General features: G+C 45.9%; 13 protein-coding genes, 1 other RNA gene and 1 other annotated feature. Of the genes, 12 read left to right on the plus strand and 2 right to left on the minus strand.

Annotated elements, in window-relative coordinates:
• Nucleotides 1-735: 735 nt before the first annotated feature.
• The 4 genes from recJ to dtd all read left to right on the plus strand — a co-directional run bounded on the left by recJ (nucleotide 736) and on the right by dtd (nucleotide 6,531).
• The gene (gene recJ / locus ACQCV8_RS16930; protein WP_426846427.1) at nucleotides 736-3,090 is read left to right on the plus strand and encodes a single-stranded-DNA-specific exonuclease RecJ; all 2,355 of its coding nucleotides are present in this window, start codon (nucleotides 736-738) and stop codon (nucleotides 3,088-3,090) included.
• Between the two features lie 16 nt (nucleotides 3,091-3,106).
• A complete protein-coding gene (locus ACQCV8_RS16935; RefSeq protein WP_426846429.1) occupies nucleotides 3,107-3,619 on the plus strand; it encodes an adenine phosphoribosyltransferase in 513 nt (170 codons plus the stop codon).
• 249 nt (nucleotides 3,620-3,868) lie between these two features.
• Nucleotides 3,869-6,067, plus strand: a complete 2,199-nt coding sequence (locus ACQCV8_RS16940; RefSeq protein WP_426846431.1) for a RelA/SpoT family protein — start codon at nucleotides 3,869-3,871, stop codon at nucleotides 6,065-6,067.
• Nucleotides 6,068-6,084: 17 nt separating this feature from the next.
• Nucleotides 6,085-6,531, plus strand: a complete 447-nt coding sequence (gene dtd / locus ACQCV8_RS16945; RefSeq protein WP_426846433.1) for a D-aminoacyl-tRNA deacylase — start codon at nucleotides 6,085-6,087, stop codon at nucleotides 6,529-6,531.
• A 65-nt stretch (nucleotides 6,532-6,596) separates the two neighbouring features.
• Here dtd and ACQCV8_RS16950 read toward each other — a convergent pair whose 3' ends face one another.
• Nucleotides 6,597-8,303 (minus strand): SH3 domain-containing protein, encoded by a 1,707-nt coding sequence (locus tag ACQCV8_RS16950; RefSeq protein WP_426846435.1) that lies wholly within the window; start codon nucleotides 8,301-8,303, stop codon nucleotides 6,597-6,599.
• Nucleotides 8,304-8,422: 119 nt separating this feature from the next.
• Here ACQCV8_RS16950 and ACQCV8_RS16955 point away from each other — a divergent pair, with 119 nt between their 5' ends.
• The 6 genes from ACQCV8_RS16955 (at nucleotide 8,423) to ACQCV8_RS16980 (ending at nucleotide 14,094) form a co-directional block, all read left to right on the plus strand.
• On the plus strand, nucleotides 8,423-8,599 hold the full coding sequence (locus ACQCV8_RS16955) for a hypothetical protein (protein ID WP_426846437.1): 177 nt from the start codon (nucleotides 8,423-8,425) through the stop codon (nucleotides 8,597-8,599).
• Nucleotides 8,600-8,657: 58 nt separating this feature from the next.
• Nucleotides 8,658-8,889: a binding site (T-box leader), on the plus strand.
• 121 nt (nucleotides 8,890-9,010) lie between these two features.
• The gene (hisS, locus tag ACQCV8_RS16960) at nucleotides 9,011-10,282 is read left to right on the plus strand and encodes a histidine--tRNA ligase (protein ID WP_426846439.1); all 1,272 of its coding nucleotides are present in this window, start codon (nucleotides 9,011-9,013) and stop codon (nucleotides 10,280-10,282) included.
• A gap of 22 nt (nucleotides 10,283-10,304) precedes the next feature.
• On the plus strand, nucleotides 10,305-12,074 hold the full coding sequence (gene aspS / locus ACQCV8_RS16965) for an aspartate--tRNA ligase (protein ID WP_426846441.1): 1,770 nt from the start codon (nucleotides 10,305-10,307) through the stop codon (nucleotides 12,072-12,074).
• Nucleotides 12,075-12,147: 73 nt separating this feature from the next.
• A non-coding RNA gene (ssrS, locus tag ACQCV8_RS16970) (6S RNA) lies at nucleotides 12,148-12,332 on the plus strand.
• 90 nt (nucleotides 12,333-12,422) lie between these two features.
• The gene (locus ACQCV8_RS16975; protein WP_426846443.1) at nucleotides 12,423-13,184 is read left to right on the plus strand and encodes a tRNA threonylcarbamoyladenosine dehydratase; all 762 of its coding nucleotides are present in this window, start codon (nucleotides 12,423-12,425) and stop codon (nucleotides 13,182-13,184) included.
• A 163-nt stretch (nucleotides 13,185-13,347) separates the two neighbouring features.
• Entirely contained in the window at nucleotides 13,348-14,094 is a 747-nt protein-coding gene (locus ACQCV8_RS16980; protein WP_426846445.1) for an SDR family oxidoreductase, read from the plus strand.
• A gap of 94 nt (nucleotides 14,095-14,188) precedes the next feature.
• On the opposite strand, the gene ACQCV8_RS16985 is transcribed toward ACQCV8_RS16980, so the two are convergent.
• Nucleotides 14,189-15,457 carry a replication-associated recombination protein A gene (locus ACQCV8_RS16985; protein WP_426846599.1) on the minus strand — a complete coding sequence of 423 codons (1,269 nt, stop codon included), beginning with the start codon at nucleotides 15,455-15,457 and terminating at the stop codon, nucleotides 14,189-14,191.
• Between the two features lie 340 nt (nucleotides 15,458-15,797).
• On the opposite strand from ACQCV8_RS16985, the gene cymR reads away from it, so the two are divergent.
• On the plus strand, nucleotides 15,798-16,214 hold the full coding sequence (gene cymR, locus ACQCV8_RS16990; protein WP_426846447.1) for a cysteine metabolism transcriptional regulator CymR: 417 nt from the start codon (nucleotides 15,798-15,800) through the stop codon (nucleotides 16,212-16,214).
• A gap of 102 nt (nucleotides 16,215-16,316) precedes the next feature.
• Entirely contained in the window at nucleotides 16,317-17,459 is a 1,143-nt protein-coding gene (locus ACQCV8_RS16995; protein ID WP_426846449.1) for a cysteine desulfurase family protein, read from the plus strand.
• Nucleotides 17,460-17,463 lie beyond the last annotated feature (4 nt).

Raw genomic sequence — 17,463 nt, forward strand, 5'->3', positions numbered from 1 at the left:
GAGATCGAAAGTACATGTATGACGGGCAAGAGAACTAAGTTCTCTCCCTTTATAAATTAATACCCTATCCAATTTATAAACTTGAAAACATTGTAATGAACTTTTACACAGAAAAATGGACTTGACCCGGGTTTTTGTCGGAAATCGGCTGAACTTCATTTAAATCGTCCGAACTTCATATAAATCGACTTGGTGCTGTCGCATTTCGGTTGGAATTCATATAAATCTGCCTGGTTTTTTTATATCGGCCGAAATTCGTATATATCGATCGAACTTCAATTATATCGACCGAACTTCATATAAATCGACCGAAACTCAATTATATCGACCAAAACGTAAATATATCGACCAAAACGTAAATATATCGACCAAAACGTAAATATATCGACCAAAACGTAAATATATCGACCAAAACGTAAATATATCGACCATCCTTGCCGATATATCGACTTTTCGACAAAATCCGTGCAGTTTCTTCCCCGCTGCCGGAGCGAATGTCCGCTGGCCGCAGCGCAGCTATGATTCTGCTGGGTTTTTCATTACGCTGTGAGGCATTGGCCTCCTTGCGCTTATCCGGAGCGTTTACGCTTTTTTGAACTGTAAATACACCGATCGGCCAGCATTCCGGTAATGCGCAAAGCGAGAGAACGATAAGTACGTGCTGCTTTTTGAATCCTATGCCGTTTGAAACGGAATCCGCCCTAAAGTATAATAGAATGATTGAGGGGTGAAGAAATGTTAAAACCTAAAGCCCGCTGGAACGTTACTGGCGCAGATGCCCAAAGGTCAAAAGTGCTTGCGGAAAGTCTGAACATCAGCATTCTGGCTGCTTCCCTGCTTGTGAATCGGGGAATTGATGAACCGGAATCGGCAAAAGCATTCTTATATATGGACCGGCAATCCTTTCATGATCCTTTTTTGATGAACGGAATGGAAATGACCGTTGACCGGATAAATGAAGCAATAATTAAAAAGGAAAAAATTTGTGTGTACGGTGATTATGATGCGGATGGTGTAACTTCCACCGTGGTCATGCTGGAGACATTGAAACAGCTTGGCGCGGATGCGGATTTTTACATACCGAACCGCTTTACGGAGGGCTATGGTCCGAATAACCCTGCGTTTCTAAAGCTTAAGGAATCAGGAGTTTCCCTGATTATAACCGTAGATACAGGGATATCAGCCGTTAATGAAGCTGCCTATGCAAAAGAAATCGATGTAGATTTAATTATTACTGATCACCATGAAGCCGGCCCGGTTCTTCCGGAAGCATTGGCAATTGTCCATCCAAAGCTGCCCGGCAGTATATACCCTTTTAAGGAGCTTGCGGGTGTGGGTGTTGCTTTAAAGGTTTCGCATGCATTGCTCAGCACGGTTCAAGATTCGTTTTTGGAGCTGGCTGCTATTGGGACAATCGCCGATCTGGTATCGCTGCATGGAGAGAACAGGCTGATTGCCTATAAAGGCATTGACCGGCTGAAGAAGACTAAACGTCCCGGCATTAAAGCGTTGTTAAAGGCTGCTTCTTCTAAAGAAGGAGAGCTTACTGAAGAAACAATCGGATTTGCGATTGCCCCAAGAATTAATGCTGTCGGGCGCCTGCAATCTGCTGATCCGGCAGTTGAGCTGCTGCGCACATCCGATCCGGTTAGGGCAGATGAACTGGCTTTATCTATAGACAGCCTGAATCGCGAGAGACAAAAAATAGTCCAGGATATAGCACTGGAAGCCATTGAAATGACAGAGAAATTATATCCTCCTGAAGAGTATCCTGTACTGGTTCTTGCCGGAACCGGCTGGAATCCCGGAGTGGTCGGAATTGTTGCGTCCAAACTTGTAGAGAAATTTTACCGTCCTGCAATTATTCTCTGTTTGGATGAAGAAGGAGTAAAAGCAAAAGGTTCCGCCCGGAGCATCGCGGGGTTTGATTTGTTTAAAAATCTGTCTGAATGCCGTGATCTGCTCCCGCACTTTGGCGGCCATCCGATGGCAGCAGGGATGACACTTGCAGCAGAGGACGTGGATGAGCTACGGGAACGCCTTAATGCTCTTGCAAAAGAACAGCTCACAGAAGAAGATTTTATCCCGCTCACCAAGGTGGATTTATCGTGCCAATTGGAGGATGTAACCCTTGAATCCATAGAGGAAATGAACCTTCTTGCACCTTTTGGTATGAATAATCCCAAGCCTGTGATTATGATTGAGGACCTGAGCGTTTCCGGAATGAGAAAAATTGGTTCCAACCAAAATCATCTTAAGCTGACACTTGAACAGGAGATGACCAAACTTGATTGTGTCGGTTTTGGATTTGGGTATCTGCATGATGAGATATCCCCGGTTTCAAAAGTGGCTGTAGTGGGTCAGCTCTCCGTCAATGAATGGAACAATTTCCGAAAGCCTCAGTTTATGCTGCAGGATGCAGCCGTGCAGGATTGGCAGCTTTTTGACCACCGCGGTGCGCGTCAGATCAAATCGATCTTGGACAGGGTACCATCAGATAAGAAGCTCTTGATTTATTTTAGGGATCCAGCAGCCAGTGAGATAAGCGCTGCAGAAATAACTGGGGAACACATCTATATAAAGAATTCCAAAACCGCTGCCTCGATCAGTCTTGAAGGAAGGTATGCTGTATTTATGGATGTGCCAAGTGATCTTGAAATGCTCACAGCGCTCCTTTCCAGAGGGGTTCCTGAAAGAATTTATGCCTTTTTCCTGCAGACCGAAACCCACTTTTTTTCGACCATTCCAACCAGGGAGCACTTTAAATGGTTTTATGGATTTTTGCTGAAAAGGGATATGTTTGACCTGAAAAAGCATGGGGCAGAGCTCGCGAAGTACAAAGGCTGGACATCCGATACAATCAATTTTATGTCTGAGGTGTTTTTTGAGCTGGATTTTGTTACAATAAAAAATGGTCTGATCTCAATTAATCGAAACGGTTCAAAACGCGATTTAAGTGAATCAATTGCCTATAAACAGAAAACAGAACAAATGGAGCTGGAAAACAGGCTGCTGTACTCCTCTTACCGCGAGCTGCTGGAATGGTTTGATGAGCGGATAAAGAGTACCCGGACGCCTGTTCAAGTTTGAGGAGGAAAATCGAAAGATGGATTTAAAACAATATGTAACGATCGTTGAGGACTATCCGAAACCCGGAATTCGCTTCAAAGATATCACAACACTGATGGATAAAGGCGAAGTTTATAAATATGCCACAGACCAAATCGTTGAATTCGCCCGGGAAAAACAAATCGACTTGGTTGTCGGGCCAGAAGCCCGCGGATTTATCATTGGATGCCCAGTTGCCTATGCTCTTGAAGTTGGATTCGCCCCGGTTCGAAAAGAAGGCAAGCTGCCGCGTGAGGTTGTAAAGGTCGATTATGGTCTGGAGTATGGCAAGGATGTCCTGACGATTCATAGGGACGCCATCAAGCCTGGTCAAAGAGTGCTCATCACAGATGACCTTTTGGCGACAGGCGGTACAATTGAAGCTACGATTAAGCTTGTTGAGGAGCTAGGCGGAGTTGTTGCCGGCATGGCCTTCCTGATTGAGCTGACTTATCTGGATGGGCGGGACAAGCTGGACGGCTATGAAGTCCTGACGCTCATGCAATATTAATCCTGACTAGAAGAACCGGCCTGAGCTGCCGGTTCTTTTTTTGGTTCGTTTTGTAAAGTAATTTACGGGAAATTCTGCTTTTTTAACTTTGGGTGAAAGCGCGACCACTGCTTGTATTGCAGCCTTCTTTATTTGGATTGTTTAACGGGCTTTGCAGGAAGGGGTCTTAATTATTTCCCTATCCCTTTACAGAACGGTTTTTTTTCACGATAATAGGGACAATACAGTTTTCTTCAAAAAGGTGATTTCATGGCGAATGAACAAGTCCTGACCGCTGAACAGGTGTTAGATCGGGCTAAGCGGTATTTGGCTGACGACAATTTAGATTTTATCCGGAGAGCATACGATTTTGCAGAAGAAGCTCATAGTGAGCAATATCGCAAATCCGGTGAACCTTATATAATCCATCCAATTCAAGTGGCGGGTATTTTAGTGGATCTGGACATGGATCCATCTACAATAGCAGGCGGTTTTCTGCATGACGTTGTAGAAGATACGGATGTAACTCTTGACGATATCCGGCGGGCGTTCAGTGACGAAGTTGCGATGCTGGTCGACGGGGTTACAAAGCTTGGGAAAATAAAATATAAATCCCATGAAGAGCAGCAGGCCGAAAACCATCGGAAAATGTTTGTCGCAATGGCCCAGGATATCCGGGTCATCCTCATAAAACTGGCAGACCGTCTCCATAATATGAGGACCCTCAAACACCTGCCGCAGGAAAAGCAGCGGAGAATTTCAAACGAAACCCTTGAGATTTTTGCCCCTCTTGCCCACAGGCTCGGGATTTCAAAGATCAAATGGGAGCTTGAAGACACCGCCCTTCGGTACTTAAACCCTCAGCAATATTACCGGATCGTTAATTTAATGAAAAAGAAACGGGCTGAGCGCGAAGAGTATTTAGAAGAGGTAATTAATGATGTGAAGAACAGCGTCCAGGAAGTGCAGATTCAAGCCGAGTTTTCAGGCAGACCTAAGCACATTTACAGCATTTATAAGAAAATGGTGCTGCAAAACAAGCAATTTAACGAAATTTATGACTTGCTTGCTGTCCGCATTGTTGTCAGCAGCATAAAGGATTGCTATGCCGTTCTTGGAATTATCCACACGTGCTGGAAGCCGATGCCGGGCAGGTTCAAGGATTATATTGCCATGCCTAAGCCCAATATGTATCAGTCTCTCCATACAACGGTGATTGGTCCTAAAGGAGATCCGCTGGAAGTCCAGATTCGCACGATGGACATGCATCACATTGCAGAATACGGAATTGCTGCCCACTGGGCGTATAAAGAAGGAAAAGAACTGGATGATCACGCATCACTTGAAAAGAAATTAACGTGGTTCAGGGAAATCCTGGAGTTCCAAAACGAGTCCAACAACGCTGAAGAATTTATGGAGTCGTTAAAAATTGACCTGTTTTCTGATATGGTGTTTGTATTTACGCCGAAGGGGGATGTCATCGAGCTGCCTTCAGGATCCGTGCCTATCGATTTTTCCTACCGGATCCATTCTGAAATCGGCAATAAGACGATCGGCGCCAAAGTGAACGGAAAAATGGTGACTCTTGATTATAAGCTGAAAACAGGAGATATTATCGAGATTCTGACTTCTAAGCATTCGTATGGACCGAGCCAGGACTGGCTCAAGCTTGCCCAGACGTCCCAGGCGAAGAATAAGATCCGCCAATTTTTCAAAAAGCAGCGCCGTGAAGAAAATGTTGAAAAAGGCAAGGAATGGGTCGAGAAAGAAATCAAAAATATGGATTTCGATCTTAAGGAAATTCTTGCGGCCGACAATGTTAGACGCGTTTACGAGAAGTTTAACTTTGCCAATGAGGAAGATATGTTTGCGGCGGTCGGCTACAATGGGATCACAGCACTGCAGGTTGCAAACAGACTGACTGAGAAGTGGCGGAAAAAGCGTGATCTTGAAGAACAGGAAAAAGCCGTTGAAGAAGTATCCACTGAAACAAAGCATTACCCGACTCATAAAAAACGGGACGCGGGTGTGAAAGTAAAAGGCATAGATAACCTTCTCATCAGACTTTCAAAATGCTGCAATCCGGTTCCCGGAGACGAAATTGCCGGGTTTATTACAAAGGGGCGGGGAGTCTCTGTTCACCGCGCTGATTGTACAAACATTCAGGCTGATGATGCAAAGGACAGGCTGATACCGGTAGAATGGGAAAACCAGCCTGATGGGAAAAAAGAGTACAATGTGGAAATAGAAATTATGGGGTATGACCGCAGAGGGCTTCTTAATGAAGTGCTTCAGGCCGTCAATGAAACAAAAACAAATATATCATCTGTATCCGGACGATCGGACCGCAATAAAGTTGCCACGATCCATATGGCTCTATCTATTGCGAATATCAACCACCTTCATAAAGTAGTAGAACGGATTAAGCAGATTTCAGATATTTATTCAGTTAGAAGATTGATGAATTAAAGTGAGGGTTCCTTTTAATGAAGATGGTTCTCCAGCGTGTGAAAAAAGCAGAGGTAACGGTGGACGGGAAATCAGTAGGCAAAATCGGCAAGGGGATACTGGTGCTCGTCGGCATTACTCATGAAGATAACGAAGCGGATGCCAGATATCTTTCTGACAAACTGGCCAATCTTCGTATTTTTGAAGATTTAACAGGGAAAATGAATCACTCCATTCTTGATGTAAAAGGAGAGGTTCTCTCAGTATCCCAGTTTACCCTTTATGGAGACTGCCGTAAGGGAAGAAGGCCGAACTTCATGGCAGCAGCCAAGCCTGACAGAGCGGAACCGCTGTATGAACGGTTCAATGAAGAGCTCCGGAAGCTGGGACTCTCAGTGGAGACCGGTTCATTCGGTGCCATGATGGACGTCTCGCTTGTAAATGACGGCCCGGTTACTCTTACAGTGGACAGTCCGGACCAATAGGAACCTGGAAAGCAGTCAACAAAAACCGCACGGAATTAATCCGTGCGGTTTTTTTACGCGCTTAGTTATTTAAAATAATTCTTTAGTCCTTCCGTAATGCCGGTTGCCGCGTTTTGCTGGAAGGAGCTGGAGTTCACATTCATTTCCTCTGAAGCACTGCTTAAAAATCCGAGTTCGATTAAAGCAGCCGGACGGTTATTGTTGCGGAGAACATGGAAATCCCCGAATTTTACGCCCCGATCTTTAAGTCCCGTTTTGCGAATTAATTCATTTTGCAAAGAGGAGGCTAGTTTTTGGCCTGATGAATGATAATAAAAGAACGTCATCCCTTTGACCGTTTTATTCAGATTGCTGTCATAATGAAGGCTAAGAAAAGCGTCGGCTGCTTTAACACGCGCCGTAGTTACCCTTGAGCTTAAACTGATGTATAAGTCCGAGCTTCTCGTTAAAATGACATTTGCACCCTCGGCTTGAAGCCTGCCTTTAAGCGTGTTAGCCGATTTAAGGGTGAGGTGCTTCTCAAGCGTTCCTCCTGCCCCTTTCGCCCCTCCGTCAATACCTCCGTGTCCGGGATCCACCACGATGGTTTTCCCTTTTAGAGCTGCCTGCTGCCCGGGGGTGCTGATCATTTTGCCATACGTTGTATCTTCGGCAAGCCATCCTGCCACATATCCGGTTTTTCCGCCGGAAAGGGAGATTTTATACCAGTCGTTTTGAACGCCAAGTACTTTAAATGTCTGGCCTGCTGTTCCTCTCGCAAGAATTTGGCTGTTAACAGACGGGTTTGAACGGATGTTTGTTCCGTTTGCCGTTAATCGGATGGATCCGCTTGTTTTCCCAGCTGCTTCCTTGCCGGAGGACTCTCCTTGTTTTTTCAGATACAGACTGGAGACCCAGCCTGTCTGGCTGCCGTTATAACGGATTCTGGACCAGCTGCTTTTTTCTTCGAGAATTTGAACCTTCTCGTTTTTCATCACTTTTCCGGAAAGACGTCCGTTCAAGGAAGGAGCACTTCTTACATTCAATGATGAAGCAGTAACGGTTCCGCTCGTTTCAGCTTTGTTTTCAGACACTGAGCTTTTTACATACTCCTTGCTGACCCAGCCCGTTTTTCCGCTGTATGAAATCCGGTGCCACGAACCCTCAGTCTTTAAAATGGTAACCGGAGTTCCTTTTTTGACCGAACCGAGCATAGAGGCAGCCGGATTCGGTGCAGAGCGGACATTCAGGGAGGCGGCCGTTATGTAACCGGTTGGACCTGAAGCAGGCTGTGTTTTTTCAGCAGAGCTGCCGGAAGACGCCTCAATGTATCGGGTGGAGATCCAGCCCTTCACACCATTGTATGAAATATTCGTCCAGTCTCCTTCTGTTTTTAGCACGGCAGCCTGTTTGCCTGCAGGAAATGTTCCAACAACGGAATACCCTGTACCAGGGCCCTTGCGGATCCGCAAATCACTGGACTTTGTCGAGACCATTTTGGTTTTTGAGGAGGACTGGATCTGGACGAGCCAGCTTGCAGCCCACCCTGTCCGGTTTCCAGGCAGAGAAAGCTTAACCCATTCTTTCTTTCTCTCTAATACAGGATACGTTTCGTTCTTTTTTGCAATGGCTTCAATCCCATAGCTCAATCCGGGACCCTTGCGGATATTAAGAGTATCGTTCAATATCTTAGCGGTTTCCTTTGATGCAGCTTCTGCATTATCAGGATTGGCAGGAATCATGGAGAAAAGCAAAACCATGCATAAAATCAGACTTGCAGCTTTTTTAAACATAAGAACCCCCTTTATAAATCCTAATTCTCTTTTTATATCGGCAATTCCTTGATTCATTTGAAATATTTTTTCGTCAAAATGGGCAAGATAAAATGAATCATATGAAAGGGGGAGTCTTTATGAGGTACAGTGAAAAAGGCAGATTGGCCCACCAGCATCCGGGAAATCTGTTCGCAGCGGATCTGCACGTCCTTTCTAAAACCGAACAGGATTCTGCTTCTCCAGAGATGGCTTCGGAATTTGGTCTTGCTCAAAAAGATGTTAAAAGCCTGAAAAAATATTTACATCAATCTTGACATGACATCTGCAGGTGCGTATGATAAGATAAAATTCGAACAAGATCTTTTACATAATTTTTAACCAGCGAGGAAGAAAAGTAACTGGAAGTACACATGGAAAGAGAAGAAATGCCCAGGCTGAAAGCATTTCCCCATGATGATCCAATGAACGAACACTTCTCAGGTTTCTATCTGAAAAGCATCCCGCTTAGTAGGAATAGGACGCAGCCGGCGTTAACGGTTTGAGCGGAAGCGGTTTTTTTGCTTCAACTAGGGTGGAACCACGGGTATAAACTCTCGTCCCTGCGATTTTTGCAGGGATGGGAGTTTTTTTTATTTTCAGCAAAAGAAAGGAATCGGTCTACACCAAAAAAATGCTTTATACGGGTTTTTTAAACCCTGATTATAATGACAACAGGAGTGATGAAAATGGCTTTTCAAGTTCCAAGAGGAACCCAGGATATACTGCCGGGAGAGTCAGAACGGTGGCAATTCATTGAAAATACAGCAAGAGAAGTCTGCAGCATGTATCAATACAAAGAAATCAGGACCCCCATTTTTGAACACACCGAGCTTTTCCTGAGAAGCGTTGGGGAATCCACTGATATTGTTCAAAAAGAGATGTACAGCTTTGAAGACAGGAAAGGAAGGAGCATGACGCTCCGTCCGGAAGGAACCGCTTCTGCGGTAAGATCCTTTGTTGAAAACAAAATGCACGCTGCACCCCAGCAGCCCGTTAAGCTTTATTACATTGGACCGATGTTCCGGTATGAAAGACCTCAGGCCGGAAGATACCGCCAGTTTGTCCAATTCGGAATTGAAGCAATTGGAAGCGTGGACCCGGCTATCGACGCAGAGGTTATTTCTCTGGCAATGAGCGTCTACCAAAAGGCGGGGCTAAAGAATTTATCCCTTGTCATTAACAGTCTTGGCGACCTCGAGAGCAGGACAAAGCACAAAGAAGCGTTAGTGGCCCATTTTAATCCGCGCATCGATGAGTTTTGTTCTGACTGTCAGAATCGGCTTTCTCAAAATCCGCTCCGGATCCTTGATTGCAAAAAAGACCGCGGGCATGAACTGATTCAATCCGCCCCTTCGATTCTGGAATTTTTGAATGAGGAATCGGCAGCCTATTTTGAAAAAGTAAAATTCTATTTGGACGAGCTCGGCATCAGCTACACAGTCGATAAAAATCTCGTCCGCGGACTGGACTATTATAACCACACCGCCTTTGAAATTATGAGCAATGCAGAAGGCTTTGGCGCCATTACCACCCTTGCAGGCGGCGGCCGCTACAGCGGTCTTGTCAAAGAAATGGGAGGACCGGAAATGTCCGGAATCGGATTCGCGATGAGCCTCGAACGGTTCCTGGCGGCAATTGATGCAGAGAAAGCCGAGCTTCCCGCAGAGGCTTCGATCGACTGCTTTGTCGCATATATGGGAGAAAAAGCAAAAGACCGCTCCGTATCCATCCTGAATGATCTTAGAAAAGCGGGATTATCTTCGGAGAGGGATTATGAAGATAAAAAACTGAAAGGCCAATTCAAATCCGCAGACCGGCTTAAGGCACGTTTTGTAGCCGTTCTTGGCGATGACGAGCTGGACCGGGAGGCCATTACGCTGAAAGATATGGAATCAGGCGAACAGCAGGAAGTTCCGATATCCGAACTCGCCTCGGTAATTCAGTCAAAGCGATCTTAAATGAAAGTTAGGAGAGATAAACATGTTTGGTAGGTCTTACTACTGCGGAGAAGTGACTCCGGAAGCTATTGGAGAGAAAGTGATATTAAAGGGATGGGTGCAAAAAAGACGCGACCTTGGCGGGCTTATCTTTATCGACCTTCGTGACCGGACAGGAATTGTCCAGGTCGTTGTGAATCCGGAAGATGCGAAGAAAGCGTGGGAAACGGCGAATGATGTGCGCAGTGAGTTTGTCCTTGATATAGAAGGGGTGGTTTCCAAAAGAGAGGAAGGAACAATCAACCCCAACCTGAAAACGGGGAGCATTGAAATTCATGCTTCATCTGTAGCGATCCTGAATGCATCGAAAACTCCTCCGTTTATGATTGATGACAAATCAGAGGAAGTTTCAGAGGACGTGCGCCTGAAATACCGCTACCTGGACTTAAGACGGCCGGCTTTATACAACACAATTAAGATGCGGCATGATGTGACCAAGGCAATTCGTACATTCCTGGACCAGGATGGGTTTCTTGACGTTGAAACACCGGTATTAACGAAAAGCACTCCTGAAGGAGCCAGGGATTATCTCGTTCCGAGCCGGGTGCACGAAGGCGAATTCTATGCTTTGCCTCAGTCTCCTCAGCTGTTTAAGCAGCTGCTCATGGTTTCAGGATTTGATAAATACTATCAAATTGCCCGCTGCTTCCGTGATGAAGATTTAAGGGCAGACCGCCAGCCTGAATTCACTCAAATCGACATTGAGACTTCATTTATGAGCCAGGACCAGATCATTGAGATGGCCGAGAACATGATGTTTTATGTAATGAAAACAGTCAAGGGTGTGGATATCCAGCTTCCCCTCCCGCGCATGAGCTATGATGAAGCGATGTCCCGCTATGGTTCGGATAAACCGGATACCCGGTTCGGCATGGAGCTTGCAGACATTTCAGAGCTTGCTGCCTCCAGCGGATTTAAGGTATTCAGCAGTACGGTTGAGTCTGGAGGAGAAGTCAAGGCCATTTGTGTAAAAGGCGGAGCCTCTACCTATTCCAGAAAAGATATTGATGCGCTGACTGAGTTTGTAAAGCCTTACGGCGCCAAAGGGCTTGCCTGGCTGAAGCATGAAGAAGATGGATTGAAAGGTCCCATTGCCAAGTTCTTTTCCGAAGAAGAACAGAATAGCCTGACTGCATCTCTCAAATCAGAGCTTGGAGACCTTCTCCTTTTTGTAGCGGATAAAAAATCAGTAACGGCCGATTCACTGGGAGCTCTCCGCCTGAAACTCGGCAAAGAGCTTGGCCTGATTGACGAAAGCACGTTCAACTTCCTATGGGTGGTAGATTGGCCGCTGCTTGAATTCGACGAAAAAGAAAACCGTTATTATGCAGCCCATCATCCATTTACCATGCCGTCCAGTGACCACTTGGATAAATTTGAGAGCGATCCCGCCGGTATGAAAGCTCAAGCCTATGACCTGGTTCTCAATGGATATGAACTGGGGGGAGGGTCCATTCGTATTTTTGAAAAAGAGATTCAGGAAAAAATGTTTGCACTGCTTGGAATGTCCAAGGAGCAAACGGAGGATCAATTCGGTTTCCTTCTCGAGGCTTTTGAGTACGGAGTTCCTCCGCATGGCGGAATTGCGCTCGGTCTTGACAGGCTTGTCATGCTGCTGGCCGGAAGAAGCAACCTTCGTGACACGATTGCGTTTCCTAAAACAGCCAGTGCAAGCTGCCTGATGACCGATGCACCTGGTGAAGCCAGTGATGCCCAGCTGGATGAATTGCATATTGCGAGAAAGTCAAAGTAACGTGAATGAGGATCGGCCGGATTCCCCTTGATTAGAAAAATCCGGTATAGTATAATTTTTAAAAAGACGGGCCCAAGTCCTGATGTGTACGTTGTAAACCTTGAGTTTTGACCGAACATTTTTTTGATTGGGAGCCCGCGTTTTTGGGATGAGTAAACGCCTTTATAAGGACTTGCGAATTTTCCAGAACAGGGCACCCACCTGCTGAGAGCGGGTTCAAAACAAAGGATGAAATTCGACGGCACGATTGGGACTAAGCCCATTTGGCCATAAACGATATCTGCATGGGCAAAGCTTGCTCATGCAGTTTTTAATGAGAAGATTATCCTTTTATTGGAGTGAGTAAATGTGCTGCACCAATTTTCCCGCAACGAACTGGCCATTGGAAAAGACGGCCTGGAATTATTAAAAAACAGTACGGTTGCCGTGCTCGGAATCGGGGGAGTCGGTTCCTTTTCTGCGGAAGCTCTGGCCCGGTCCGGAGTCGGCAGGTTAATTCTTGTAGACAAAGATGATGTGGATATTACCAACGTCAATCGTCAAATCCATGCTCTTGTCTCTACGGTCGGCCAGCCGAAAGCAGATTTAATGAGAGACCGGGTTAAAGAAATCAATCCGGAGTGTGAGGTCATCTCACTGAAAATGTTTTATACAGAAGAAACTTATGAGGAATTTTTCAGCTATGGGCTTGACTACGTGATTGATGCGTCGGACACCATTTCTTATAAAATCCACTTGATGAAAGAGTGTCTGAAACGCGGCATTCCGATTATCTCCAGTATGGGAGCTGCCAACAAAACGGATCCGACACGGTTCAAAGTGACGGATATCTCCAAAACCCATACGGATCCCATTGCTAAAGTTATTCGTACGAGGCTGAGAAAAGAGCGGATCCATAAAGGGATAGAGGTCGTATTTTCAGATGAAAGCCCGATCGTGATCCGCGAAGACGTGCGCAAGGTGGTCGGAAAAGAGGATGCACCCATCCGAAAAGCAAAAATGCCGCCTTCCTCCAATGCCTGGGTCCCTTCAGTGGCAGGGCTGATTATGGGAGGACATGTCATCATGAAGCTCCTTAAGGACATTAAAATTCATCGTGTAAATGACTGAGCAGCCTTTAAGGCTGCTTTATTTAGCTGCAAGGAATATGAAAAAAGCTATCCGGCGGAAAATTCCTGCGATGCCCAGCCTGTGGTTCGATGTTCCCGTGGATTTTTAACCTTTAACAAAAAGGGTATAGATAAGAAGTCACGATAATAAAAGGAGAGATAAAATGACTTCAATTCAGGGAAAAACAGCGATCATCACAGGAGCAAGCAGCGGAATCGGAGAGGCGATTGCCAAAAAGCTGGCTTCTGAGGGAGCAAATATCGTTCTGGCCGCAAGACGAGAGGACCGGATCAATGCACTGGCGGATGAATTAAAAAGCTCCTATTCAACTGAAGTATTAACGATTCCGACAGACGTCACGTCCAAAGAAGCTGTAGAGCAGCTTGCCAATCAGACAAGGGAGACATTCGGAAAAGTAGACATTCTCATTAATAATGCCGGAATTATGCTGCTGTCCTTCCTTAAAAATGATCATGTCGATCAATGGGAGCAAATGGTTGATGTGAATATAAAGGGAGTTCTATTCGGAATCCACTCTGTACTGCCGGGTATGCTTGAAGCAGGTGAGGGCCATGTCATTAACGTATCATCTGTAGCCGGCCATGAAGTGTTCCCATCTTCTTCCGTATACAGTGCAACCAAATATGCAGTCCGTGCGATTTCGATGGGGATGGAGAAGGAATTGGCTAATACGCCTATAAAAGTAACCAACATTTCTCCGGGAGCCGTTCAGACAGAGTTGACTAACCATATTACCGATGAGGATGTTCACAGCCTATTCAAGGATATGATGGAAGATGTGAAGCCTCTGAACGCTGAGGATATAGCAGAAGCGGTATACTATGCCGTTTCGCAGCCAGATCATGTCAATGTGAACGAAGTGACTGTAAGACCGACCAATCAGGCATAATGGCCTATACAAAAAAGACCGGTGGAGCCCGGTCTTTTTTTGTGTGCGATTTTTCATCTTCTGCTGAGAAACTTTATTGGAAGAGTCGGTTAAGCTATGAATCCTGGCCATTCAGCTTCTTATAAACCTGGGCTAGAGCCTGTTCAAATTTACCTGTAGTCTTCGGAGAATAGTAGCTTTTGTTTTTTAGAGAATCCGGCAGGTACTGCTGTCTAATCCAGCCGTTTTCAAAATCGTGCGGATATTGATAGCCTATTCCGCGCCCTAGCTTGCTGGCTCCCTTGTAATGGGCGTCCTTTAAGTGCGCTGGAACATCGCCGGATTTCCCTGATCTGATATCCGCAAGTGCAGCGTCAAGAGCCGTATAAGCCGAGTTGGATTTAGGCGATAGGCACAACTCGATGACAGCATTGGCGAGCGGAATTCTTGCTTCCGGAAATCCGAGCCGTTCGGCAGCTTCAATGGCTGCAAGCGTCCTGGCTCCAGCCTGCGGACTTGCAAGGCCGATATCCTCATACGAAATGACGAGCAGTCTTCGCGCAATGCTGACGAGATCACCGGCTTCAATTAATCGGCCTAAATAATGGAGGGCCGCGTTCACATCAGAACCGCGGATCGATTTTTGAAAAGCGGAGAGAACGTCATAATGGGCGTCGCCATCCTTGTCATGAGCAAACGCTTTTTTCTGGAGGCATTGCTCTGCCGTTTTTAACTCAATCCGGATGATGCCTTTCTCATTTTCAGGTGTGGACAAAACGGCAAGCTCAAGCGCATTCAGCGAAGAGCGGACATCACCTCCGCTCCCTGCGGCTAAATGATCAAGCGCTTCCTTTGAAACCTCGATGGATTTCGTTCCGAACCCCCGCTCTTCATCTTCAATCGCACGTAAAAGCGCGGTCTTAATTTCTTCTTCCGCAAGCGGCTTCAGCTCAAAAATCTGGCATCTGCTGCGGATAGCAGGGTTTATCGCATGATATGGATTGCTCGTTGTCGCTCCAATCAATACAATCCGGCCATTTTCGAGGTGCGGCAAGAGGAAATCCTGTTTTGCTTTATCCAGGCGGTGGACTTCATCCAGGATTAAAATGACCTTGCCGGACATTTTGGCTTCCTCAGCAACAATTTCCATATCTTTTTTATTGTGTATGACCGCGTTCAATGTCCTGAATGCGGTCCCGGTGCTCCCGGCTATAGCAGCAGCGATTGACGTTTTCCCTATGCCGGGCGGGCCGTATAAAATCATCGAGCTTAAGTAGCCGGCATGGACCATTCTCCAAATAATCTGGCCTTCTCCAGCCAAATGTTCCTGTCCGATGATTTCATCCAGTTTTCTCGGTCTCATTCTGTAAGCAAGAGGCTTCAATTCAATCTCTCCCCATCCATGCATGTCTGCTCCCCATTATAGTACGTTTTTAATTTGTTTGCTAAAATACAGATTCTTTGCATTCAGCGCCTGATTTCATTATAATATTCCAATCAGTCCTGCGGTTTTCAAGCGGACCCCCTGCTAAATGTGGTATAATAGCATAGGTTTTCATGGATATATAGATTGTGCATAAAGCAGAGATCTGTTTAAGCTGTGCACATGACGAATAGATTAATGTGTGCTGGCGAGGCCGGTAAACATCTTTAGTGTAAAGGTGAGGAATATTTGTTTTTATCAGATGTCCTTTTGATACGATTCCGGGTTAGGGGTGTTTTGATTGAAAATATCGACAAAAGGCCGATATGGCCTGACAATCATGATTGAATTAGCAAAGAAGCATGGAGAAGGTCCGACATCCTTAAAAAGCATTGCCCAGACAAATGATCTATCAGAGCATTACCTTGAGCAGCTGATTGCTCCTCTGCGAAATGCAGGTCTCGTTAAAAGCATCAGAGGTGCTTACGGGGGATATGTGCTCGGAGATGAACCCGTGAACATCACATCCGGTGATATCATCCGTGTCCTTGAAGGGCCGATCAGTCCTGTAGAAGTGCTGGAAGATGAAGAGCCTGCCAAACGGGAGCTTTGGATCCGGATCCGTGATGCGGTAAAAGATGTCCTCGATAATACAACACTTGATGATCTTGCAAGCTATACGGATGGAGAACAGGAACCGTATATGTTTTATATTTAGGCGGCCGCTTCTGCCGATCAGAACTTTGCGGCCCGGCGGAAAACCGGTTTAGACCGTACAGCCGTTCAGGCAGGCGGTGCTTATATTTAAAGAGGTGAGTTTATGTCTCGGATTTATTTGGATCATGCTGCGACCTCGCCCATGCATCCTGCTGTTATAGATGCCATGACTTCCTTTATGGCTGAAACCTTCGGCAATCCATCCAGCATTCATGCCCATGGCAGGGAAAGCAGGAGGATTCTGGACGCTGCAAGAGAAGATCTTGCAGCCATTTTGGGAGCTCAGGCGAATGAAATTATTTTTACAAGCGGCGGTACAGAGGCCGATAACATGGCAATATTGGGAACGGCATACGCAAACCGTTCAAAAGGGAATCATATTATTACAACAGCAGTAGAGCACCACGCTGTGCTTCACACATGCCAATTTCTTGAAAAAGAAGGATTTCGTGTAACCTATCTCCCTGTTAACGAAGAGGGGATGATTTCACTTCATGATTTTGAACAGGCACTTACGGATGACACAATTCTTGTAACAGTTATGTATGGGAACAATGAATCCGGAACCATACAGCCGGTGAACGAGATTGGTGAACGGCTGAAAAATCACCAGGCTTTATTTCATACGGATGCCGTTCAGGCATTCGGAGTGCTCAAGCTTGATGTAAAAGAAATGGGTGCGGATTTGCTGTCTGTTTCAGGCCACAAGCTGAATGGGCCAAAAGGAATAGGGTTTCTTTATGTAAGAGCTGGAATCAAGCTGAAACCGCAGGTATTCGGAGGCGAGCAGGAGCTGAAAAGACGTGCCGGAACTGAAAACGCCGCAGGCGCAGCAGGCTTGCACAAAGCAGCGGCATTAGCTGAGCAGACAAGAAACGAGAAGGCTGAAGAGTATTTGGCCATGAAGCGTAAAATGCTGGACGTATTTCGTGATGAAGGGATTCTATTTGAAGTGAACGGTTCCCCGGAAAACAGTCTTCCTCATATACTGAATGTGTATTTTCCGGGCACGAACGTCGAATCCTTTCTGATTAACCTGGATTTAGCAGGTATTTCAGCCTCAAGCGGTTCGGCTTGCACAGCAGGCTCGATTGATCCTTCCCACGTTTTGACAGCGATGTTCGGGAAAGACTCTGGCAGACCGGCTTCATCCATCCGCTTCAGCTTTGGTTTTGGCAATACAGTGGAACAGGTTGAAACCGCAGCCCGAAAAACAGCCGCTATTGTAAAACGGCTTACAGCATAGAAAA

The sequence above is a fragment of the Metabacillus sp. 84 genome (assembly GCF_050107715.1).
In the GTDB taxonomy this organism is placed as follows: domain Bacteria; phylum Bacillota; class Bacilli; order Bacillales; family Bacillaceae; genus Metabacillus_B.